12 protein-coding genes and 1 pseudogene are annotated in these 8,029 nt (G+C 31.4%); 6 read left to right on the top strand and 7 right to left on the bottom strand.

The genetic code is table 11. From position 1 onward, the window contains the following. Positions 1-154 precede the first annotated feature (154 nt). The 3 genes from QZZ11_RS06115 to relB are packed head-to-tail and all read right to left on the bottom strand — an operon-like array spanning position 155 to position 1,045. A complete protein-coding gene (locus QZZ11_RS06115) occupies positions 155-562 on the bottom strand; it encodes a hypothetical protein (protein ID WP_292474489.1) in 408 nt (135 codons plus the stop codon). Next, a complete protein-coding gene (locus QZZ11_RS06120; protein WP_292474490.1) occupies positions 562-825 on the bottom strand; it encodes a type II toxin-antitoxin system RelE/ParE family toxin in 264 nt (87 codons plus the stop codon). The genes QZZ11_RS06115 and QZZ11_RS06120 overlap by 1 nt, the downstream gene beginning before the upstream one ends. Beyond that, positions 818-1,045: a type II toxin-antitoxin system RelB family antitoxin gene (gene relB, locus QZZ11_RS06125; RefSeq protein WP_292474492.1), complete on the bottom strand. Its 228-nt coding sequence runs from the start codon at positions 1,043-1,045 to the stop codon at positions 818-820. Before relB ends, QZZ11_RS06120 begins: the two co-directional genes overlap by 8 nt. 225 nt (positions 1,046-1,270) lie before the next feature. Here relB and QZZ11_RS06130 point away from each other — a divergent pair, with 225 nt between their 5' ends. The 4 genes and pseudogenes from QZZ11_RS06130 (at position 1,271) to QZZ11_RS06140 (ending at position 4,124) form a co-directional block, all read left to right on the top strand. Further along, entirely contained in the window at positions 1,271-1,459 is a 189-nt protein-coding gene (locus QZZ11_RS06130; protein ID WP_292474494.1) for a hypothetical protein, read from the top strand. A 50-nt stretch (positions 1,460-1,509) separates the two neighbouring features. After that, a pseudogene (locus QZZ11_RS09315) lies at positions 1,510-1,974 on the top strand (plasmid recombination protein); the annotation flags it as partial. A gap of 264 nt (positions 1,975-2,238) precedes the next feature. Then, positions 2,239-3,015, top strand: a complete 777-nt coding sequence (locus tag QZZ11_RS06135) for a hypothetical protein (protein WP_292474495.1) — start codon at positions 2,239-2,241, stop codon at positions 3,013-3,015. Positions 3,016-3,482: 467 nt separating this feature from the next. After that, positions 3,483-4,124 (top strand): helix-turn-helix domain-containing protein, encoded by a 642-nt coding sequence (locus tag QZZ11_RS06140; RefSeq protein ID WP_292474497.1) that lies wholly within the window; start codon positions 3,483-3,485, stop codon positions 4,122-4,124. Between the two features lie 35 nt (positions 4,125-4,159). Here QZZ11_RS06140 and QZZ11_RS06145 read toward each other — a convergent pair whose 3' ends face one another. Further along, on the bottom strand, positions 4,160-4,378 hold the full coding sequence (locus tag QZZ11_RS06145) for a hypothetical protein (protein ID WP_292474498.1): 219 nt from the start codon (positions 4,376-4,378) through the stop codon (positions 4,160-4,162). A 55-nt stretch (positions 4,379-4,433) separates the two neighbouring features. Continuing rightward, positions 4,434-5,171, bottom strand: coding sequence for an AAA family ATPase (locus QZZ11_RS06150; protein WP_292474500.1), 738 nt, complete (start codon positions 5,169-5,171; stop codon positions 4,434-4,436). A 299-nt stretch (positions 5,172-5,470) separates the two neighbouring features. On the opposite strand from QZZ11_RS06150, the gene QZZ11_RS06155 reads away from it, so the two are divergent. Next, the gene (locus QZZ11_RS06155; RefSeq protein WP_292474502.1) at positions 5,471-5,635 is read left to right on the top strand and encodes a hypothetical protein; all 165 of its coding nucleotides are present in this window, start codon (positions 5,471-5,473) and stop codon (positions 5,633-5,635) included. Positions 5,636-5,637: 2 nt separating this feature from the next. Further along, positions 5,638-6,564 carry a CHAP domain-containing protein gene (locus tag QZZ11_RS06160; protein ID WP_292474504.1) on the top strand — a complete coding sequence of 309 codons (927 nt, stop codon included), beginning with the start codon at positions 5,638-5,640 and terminating at the stop codon, positions 6,562-6,564. Between the two features lie 56 nt (positions 6,565-6,620). Here QZZ11_RS06160 and QZZ11_RS06165 read toward each other — a convergent pair whose 3' ends face one another. Together QZZ11_RS06165 and QZZ11_RS06170 are read right to left on the bottom strand one after the other, a co-directional pair. Continuing rightward, positions 6,621-7,475: an IS3 family transposase gene (locus QZZ11_RS06165; protein ID WP_292474507.1), complete on the bottom strand. Its 855-nt coding sequence runs from the start codon at positions 7,473-7,475 to the stop codon at positions 6,621-6,623. Further along, positions 7,439-8,029, bottom strand: a 591-nt coding sequence (locus QZZ11_RS06170; protein WP_292474505.1) for a helix-turn-helix domain-containing protein, incomplete at its 5' end; no start/stop codon positions are given. The genes QZZ11_RS06165 and QZZ11_RS06170, both read right to left, overlap by 37 nt.

Genomic DNA, 8,029 nt, shown 5'->3' on the forward strand with positions numbered 1-8,029 from the left:
ATCTCTTTTGACTAACTCCTTCAGGAGTGTCAATCCATTTACCTTTGCGATACATATCTATCGCTTTCTTTTTAAATTCCAATGTATAACGCATAAAAATACCCTCCTTACTGGTTTGTCCAGTAAAGAGGGTACATATCAATTTTACCTCTTTTTATTTTTTATAGTATATTCTTTCAATTTCATATGGATAAGCTTGTCCGAAATTAATTCTTATTTTTGATGTGTCTGTTTCTAAACCTTCAATTTCTACTCCTTCAGGAATTACAAAGAGATATCCTCCTCCTTCACAATATTCTGAATCTTTAGGACATGTATGCATGTTGATTCTATAAATATCATGTTTTGAATCATATTCAACAACACCTATTTGCACATTAGGGTCTCCAAATCCTTCTTCATCTTTAAGTTCTTTTACTTTTCCAAGTTCATTTTCATATTCTCCAAGAATAGATGAAAAATCTCCATTCATAATTTGATCACGATTTAATACGTTTTCTTCATTTTTTTTGCTGCAACTAATTAAAAATAATGACAGCATTAATATAAAAAATTTTTTCATTATTTATAAACCTCTCTTCTATGACCTATACTCAATGCTAAAATAACTAACTCATTATCTCTAATTTCACAAATTAGTCTATAGTCACCTATTCTATATCTCCATTGACCACTTCTGTTAGCTGTTAATCCTTTTCCATGTTGTCTTGGATTAGAACAACCTACAAGATTTTTTTGAATCCATGATTTAATTAATTTTTGAGTATATTTGTCTAATTTTACGAAATCTTTTTTGAAACGTTCTGATGTTTTAACACTATACATTCTTTTCTAATTCCTTCCAAAATTCTTCTATAGGAGTTTCCTTACATCCACTATCTAAATATTCTTGGTATGCTTCTTCAGCAACAGCAACATCATACTCATCTTCAATTTTTTCAAATAATGCACGTTTGAATGCTTCTCCTAAAGACATGGAATGTAATAATGCATAACTATTAGCTAAATTTCTTTCTTCTTCAGATAAACGAATTGAGAATGCCATAATATCATCGCCTTTCTACATAGTACATCGTACTACATTTTATTAAATTAAGCAAATTTTTAATTACGATATTCGATAAAAATAGTTTTATATAAGGGTCCAGGGCGTCCCTGGTCTCCATGAAATGGCACCTCTAAGCTTGCTTAGGTATAAGGTGCTAGACCTAAGCATTGCTTAGTGTCTCTTCTTATGCTACAATATTGACTGAAAGAAAGTGGTGGTAATATGACAAAAGAAAAATTAATACAAGAACTAGAAACTAATATAAGCAACTTGCAGACACTACACAAGCACGTAGTAGAACTAGATAACAAGAAAGACGATGATGAATTGTTTGAATTAGCATGTGAACTACATGGAATCATCATCTACAACTTAAAGGGGCATTTAAAAGCATTAAAAAAGGGGTGTTAAGTATGGCATCAATCAACTTCCAAAAGATGACACAAGCTAATGTCGGAGGCATGAAAGTGCATCTAGATCAGAAGCTAAGGGAAACGGCTAACCACTCAAACGAAAACATTAATCCAGAGCTAAGCCACTTGAATTACACTATTGGTACACATAGCTTTGATGAAACATACGAGCGACTATTGGAACGTACCAGGGAGGTAGATAGTGAAATACCACCAAAAAGGGTAAAGTCTGATAGAGTCATTTGTGACTCGGCTTATATCGTATGTCCTCAGCAATTGGAGGACAGACAACAGGAATTCTTCGAAAAGGCGTATGAGTGGTTCCAACAGGAATATGGAGAGGAAAACGTGCATGGTGCTTTCGTCCACCTGGACGAGAAGCACGAGTATCGTGATTGTCTCGAAAAGGACGAGGAAGGTCATCAAGTAATCAAGGAATCATTGTATCATGCTCACATCATCGTTTCATGCTACACTGACGAGAAAGGAATCAATTCAAAGGCGTTTAATACCCGTGAAATGTTCCGTGAAGCTCAACAGGACTTTAATGACTATATCCAACAGGAATTTGAAATAAGTTATCAAACAGGGCGTGAATGTCTTCATGAGCGTGTTGAAGTACTAAAGGAAGCTTCTCGTGAAGTCGAGGAACTGGAGCTTACTTTAGAGCGTACTATGGAACGTTCTGCAACACTTAATCAAGCGATTGAGCAACAACAGGAACAGCAACGCCAATTGGAAAAGCAGTTGGAACAGCAACAACAACAGCAACATGAGTTGCAGCAACAGCAAGAAGCAATGCAGCAACTAATTAGGCTACAGGAACAGGAAATCGAACGTAACGAGGAAGTAACTACTAAAGTAGAATCCTGGTTTGGTGCTCACCAAATACAACAGGTAAAGGAAATTGAGCCTTTACAAGTACAGGAACAGGTTAATGTAGTTACTCTTCATGAAGGAGGTATTTTCTCTCCAACTCATGAATATGTACTTAAGGAGGACTATGACAAGGCACTTGAGAATGCTTCTAAACAGGTTGAACAGGCTAACAAAGCCGTAGAACACGTAAACGAGGCTATTAGAGACGTTAACAGGGACAATCAACACAACTATGAGGTCGAAAGGGCAAATATTTCTCTAATGGCCCGAAACGAAGTCTTAGAGCGTTATGTCGCAAAATACGAACTTGAAGACGTAAATTCTCTAAATAAATCTCTAGAGGCTGAAAAAGGGCAATTACAACAGGAATTGAATAAAGCTAAAGTCGAAATACAGGAATTAAACCAAGCTAATAAAGAACTTGAACAGGAAAATGACAACCTGGTACATCAAAACAACATTCTAAAAGATACTCTTGAAAAGATAGTTGAATTCATCGATAAAGCATTACAACCTGTTATTGAGAATCCAATCATTGCAACACTATGCAGTTATTTAACACGTGAGCAAGAAGAAACTGTTAAAGAAGCTGAGTCTGAATATTATAATTCAAAGGCAGTTCAAGAACATGTAGTATCATATGATCGTGACGATGGCTATGACTTAGAAAGATAGTGTGATTTTTAATCGCATTTTCTTTTTTTGTTCTTTAGGATGGTTTCCCTGTAAATTAACATACCTTTAAAATTAACTTTATTTTTCCTTTGTTCTTAATATGTCCGCCAAAAACCCCCACTGCTATGAACAGCCTATTTGGCGGACATAGGAATGGCGGTGAATAAGTCCTTTATTTATAAGGACATAGAGTATTTTTTATAATTTAATAAAATTAATAAAAAATAGGGTATTTTTATCATCAATACCCTAATAAAGAAAAAACCCGCCGACACCACTCGAAACGGGGTTGCAACACCCCATATAAAAGTGCTACAATAAAATTACCTAATTTTCAAAAGAATATTAACACATGAAGACACCAAATTCAAGTGTTAGACAATTAATAAAATTGAAATTTAATGTCCTATTCTTTTGTTAATGACTGTATACACCAAAAATACTAACAGGGGAAGGGACTTTTTTATATGAGAAAAATCGACTTTAAATCTAAAAATAACAGATATTTTCCACTCTTTTATGAATTAGCTAAAGAAAAAGGAATTTCAGATTCTGCAATGGTAATTTATGGTTTTTTCTATAATCATTGTATCAATTTGAATGATAATGGATGGTGTGGTTTATCTGATGAGCATTTAGCTGAAAAATTAAGGTATTCACTACGTTCTTTTCAAAGATATTTAAAGGAACTTGTTGATGCAAATATGGTAATTATAGAAAATTCTGGTAAAAAAACACGTAGAATTTATATAAATGCTGAAAATCATGTTTCAGTTCAGGAAGTAGATGATTCAGCTGAAATTATTAAGCAACAAGCTGAAGAAATTAAAAAATTAAAACAACAATTAGAGCAAGTTTCAAGTCGTGTTGAACCAGGAAATTGGATGGTTATTAAACTAGCTAGAAAAGGTTTCCTTACAACTGCTGAATATAATGATGCTCATGCATATAATGTTATTTTTGATGAATTCTTAAAGGAAACAAGTTGGGGATATGTAGATAGTTTCTTGACTTATTTTGATACTGATCCTAAAACTGTGAAAGATAAATATGCATATTTAGTTTCTTCAATAAGAAATCAAATTAACAGATATAAAAGCAGAGAATAAAAAACACCCTTTGTAAAAGGTGCTTTTTGTGGTGCTTAAAAACCCATTTTTTCGAGTTGTTCTGTAATGCAATAACGAATGAATACAGTATCATTCATTCCTTTTTCTTTTGCAGCATGACTAATTCTTTCTCTTAAGTCATTTGATAATGGTAACATTTTTTTATAACCATTTAATGATTTAGAATCACTAGATCCAGGTCTAGCATTTTTAATTTCTTCAACGATATGTGTTTTTCCTTGTGGTCTTTCCATAATAGCCTCCTATAATATTTAATGTAATATTCAATATAATATTCAATGTTATATTTTATATTATATTTATTAAATTTTCACTAATTTCTTTATATGATTTTGCAATACTTGAATTAGGTGAAATTTCTACACATGGTAATCCATCTTCAATACCTTTTTTTGCATCTACTGAATTTTTTATAATACCCAGTACATTATATTTTCTTTTTAAATCATTCAGCATTTCATTATCAAGTTTTGTATTACTGGCATACTTTGTAGCAATAACTCCAGCAAATTTTAAATTTGGATTATCTGTATCTTGTAATTCATTAACAGTATCCATTAAATCATCTAAAGCAAATACAGATAATGGTGTTGTTTCAACTGGTGCAATGATATAATCACTAGCTGTTAAAGCATTCAAAGTTAGCATTCCTAAACTTGGTGGACAATCAATAAAAATATAATCATAATCAAATCCAATTTTACTAATTGCACTTTTTAAAAATGAAGTTCTCAGAATTGTTCTTTCAAATTTAGATAATTTAATGTTGCATGGAATAAATGATAAGTTATTAATTGGCAAATTATTAATACAATCATTTATGTTTTTTCGCTCAAATATATCCATGATTGTATTATCAAATGCCATTGGATCATTACCTGTCATTAAAGTTAGTGAACCCTGAGGATCTAAATCAATCATCAGAACTTTGTAATTCAATTTTGCTAAGCATGTAGCTAGGTTATAAGTTGATGTTGTTTTTCCAACTCCTCCTTTTTGATTTAAAATAGAAATTATTCTTCCCATAACGCCTCCTATATTATATTAAATATAACATTATATATAATATATTATATAACATTTTATATAATATTCAAGTTAAAAAAAATTATCTATTAATCATTATATTTTAAACATTAGCATACACTAATAATGTGATAAAATTTTATTTTTATTGTATGTCCTTATTTCATCGACTAAGCAAAATTTTAAATCAAATTCAATCCCTATCTTTAAAAATTTTTTGGAGTAAGATATAGCCGTAACAGTTACAGAAGACATCGCGATGTCATTCAACTTTTAGTCATAGAAAGGGTGGATGACACATGAAAAAAGAATTAGATTTTAAAGCAATTTTAGCTATGGTATTAGTAGCAGCATTGATCGTTGGTTTCTTTACAAATCATATTTCTTCTCAAGAATTTATTCCTCTTGTTTCTATTGTACTAACGTTCTATTACACAACTAAAAAGAAAGTCGAGGAAAAGTAAATATGGGAATGACATTAAATGAATTTATTGAAAAATATGAAGGAAAACGAGTAGGTGTTTATGAAGAAGGAATGGGACAATGTACTGGATTAGCTCAGGTATATGCTAGAGATTGTTTGGATGTAGCTTCAAACAAAATTCCATCTGGCCATGCTAAGACATGGGTTACAGAGCTTCCTAAATTAGGAATTGTAAAACAAGTAAATGACCCAAAGCCTGGCGATATTGTTGTATGTCCTAATAAAGGATATTGGGACGGTGAATTATGTGGTCATATAGGAATTGTAGTGAAAAACAATAAAATGTTTGAACAAAATTTATGTTTGGAAAAGCAAGGTGAAACTAAAGATACACCTGTAGTTCATACAGCTCGAATTAAAAGAGATTTTAATAATTTTATTTTGGGTGATAACGGTTATTATATTTTCAGACCAACTAAAAACTCAGAGCCTTCAATTCCTCCTGTAAAGCCAAAAACACCTGGATTATATTTGCTTGCATTAGAAAACAATTTCAAAATTTTAAGTAAACCTAATAATGGTTCATTATTAGTGAATGTACCTAAAGGCAAGTATGCAACAATTATTGAATTATTAGATGAATATCAATCTGATGGGTTTCAATGGGCAAAAGTAAATTATAATGGAACAATTGGTTATGCTAAATTAAATGTATATGAGGAAAATTTATTTATATGCACATCCAATAGAACATTATATTTATATGCAAAAAATTCAAAGTTTCGTATTCGTAACTCTCAAGTTAATGGTAAAGTATTAACATCAGTTCCTAAAGGAGAAAAAGCTACAATATTAGCGTTTGATGAAGATTTCTCATCAGATGGATATCAATGGGCTTATGTATCATATGGAAAATATAAAGGATATTCACAAATTGATACAGAAGGATTTAATATGGTGACACTTTAATAAAAAAGAGGTAATTTGATGTGTACCCAGAATCCTGGACACGTTAAAATTTGAATTTATTCTAAACACATGGATGTTATCCTGTATTGTACAGGAGACATCCATTTTGTTTTTTCTTGAATACGATCATTATTATAATAATTCATATAATGATCTACTGCATTAGAAAACTCTTCAAATGATTTATATTCTTTTTCAAACCCATAATACATTTCAGTTTTCATTCTTCCAAAGAATGTTTCCATAATACAGTTGTCATAACAATTACCTTTTCTAGACATTGATTGGATAATACCATGTTTCTTTAATGATTCAATAAATGATTCATGTTGATATTGCCAGCCTTGATCACTATGAAATACCAATCCTTTTAAATTAGGAAACTTTGCATACGCTTTTTCAAGCATATCACTCACTTGGCTTAAATTTGGATTTAATGACAAGTTATAAGAAATCACTTCATTATTGCACATATCTAAAATTGGAGATAAATAGCATTTTCCCCATGAAAAGTTAAACTGAGATACATCAGTTGTCCATTTTTGAAGTGGATAGTTTGCTTTAAAATCTCTATTTATAATATTATCTGCTGTTTTGCCTATATTTCCTTTATATGAATGGTATTTTTCTTTTGGCTTTCTACCAAATAATCCCATTTTACCCATTAATCTTTGTACGCGTTTATGGTTAACGATATACCCTTGATTAGCTAATTCATGATAGACTCTTCTTACTCCATAGCGTCCTTTATGATAAGTAAATATTTCATTAATCTTATTACATAATTCTTCATTTCTGATAGCCACTTTATCTTCTTTACTTATTTCAAAGTAATATGTTGATTTAGACAAATTCATTGCTTTTAGAAGTATCTTTATTGGGAATCCTTCTTCACCAAGTTCTTTGACGATTGCTGCTTTTTCGCCTTGAGTTGCGCAGCTTCCTTTTCTTCTCTCAAGGCGATCTCTTTTTTTATTACTTCAATCTCCGCCTTAATATACTGGTTTTCTGCACGTAGTCTTATCAATTCCTCGTATTCTGACTCTTCTATTTTTCTTGGGTTATTATAATTTACTTTTTTCATAGGATTCTTTGATGGTCTACCTTTCTTCGTATTTACAAGACCATTATAACCTTGTTCCCTATATTTGCGAACCCATTGATACAACAAACCAGAATTTATACCAGCCGATATAGCTACGGAAGTATATGACTCACCTGCAATTACACGAGCTACTAACTCATATTTATCTTCAGCAGACCATACTTTGTTTTGAGTATTATGTTTTAGAACATCTATACTGTTTTGTTCCTCCAAGCGAACCCATTCTCGAATTTCCGCACGAAATCTCTTTTGACTAACTCCTTCAGGAGTGTCAATCCATTTACCTTTGCGATACATATCTATCGCTTTCTTTTTAAATTCCAATGTATAACGCATAAAAATACCCTCCTTACTGGTTTG

It is taken from the genome of Methanosphaera sp. (assembly GCF_016282985.1).
Taxonomy (GTDB): domain Archaea; phylum Methanobacteriota; class Methanobacteria; order Methanobacteriales; family Methanobacteriaceae; genus Methanosphaera.

Excerpts from the sequence above, each read along its gene's own strand:
- QZZ11_RS06145 (WP_292474498.1), bottom strand. The coding sequence starts at position 4,378 with ATGGAAAGACCACAAGGAAAAACACATATCGTTGAAGAAATTAAAAAT.
- QZZ11_RS06120 (WP_292474490.1), bottom strand. The coding sequence starts at position 825 with ATGTATAGTGTTAAAACATCAGAACGTTTCAAAAAAGATTTCGTAAAA.
- QZZ11_RS06140 (WP_292474497.1), top strand. The coding sequence starts at position 3,483 with ATGAGAAAAATCGACTTTAAATCTAAAAATAACAGATATTTTCCACTC.
- QZZ11_RS06150 (WP_292474500.1), bottom strand. The coding sequence starts at position 5,171 with ATGGGAAGAATAATTTCTATTTTAAATCAAAAAGGAGGAGTTGGAAAA.
- relB (WP_292474492.1), bottom strand. The coding sequence starts at position 1,045 with ATGGCATTCTCAATTCGTTTATCTGAAGAAGAAAGAAATTTAGCTAAT.
- QZZ11_RS06115 (WP_292474489.1), bottom strand. The coding sequence starts at position 562 with ATGAAAAAATTTTTTATATTAATGCTGTCATTATTTTTAATTAGTTGC.
- QZZ11_RS06155 (WP_292474502.1), top strand. The coding sequence starts at position 5,471 with ATGAAAAAAGAATTAGATTTTAAAGCAATTTTAGCTATGGTATTAGTA.
- QZZ11_RS06130 (WP_292474494.1), top strand. The coding sequence starts at position 1,271 with ATGACAAAAGAAAAATTAATACAAGAACTAGAAACTAATATAAGCAAC.
- QZZ11_RS06160 (WP_292474504.1), top strand. The coding sequence starts at position 5,638 with ATGGGAATGACATTAAATGAATTTATTGAAAAATATGAAGGAAAACGA.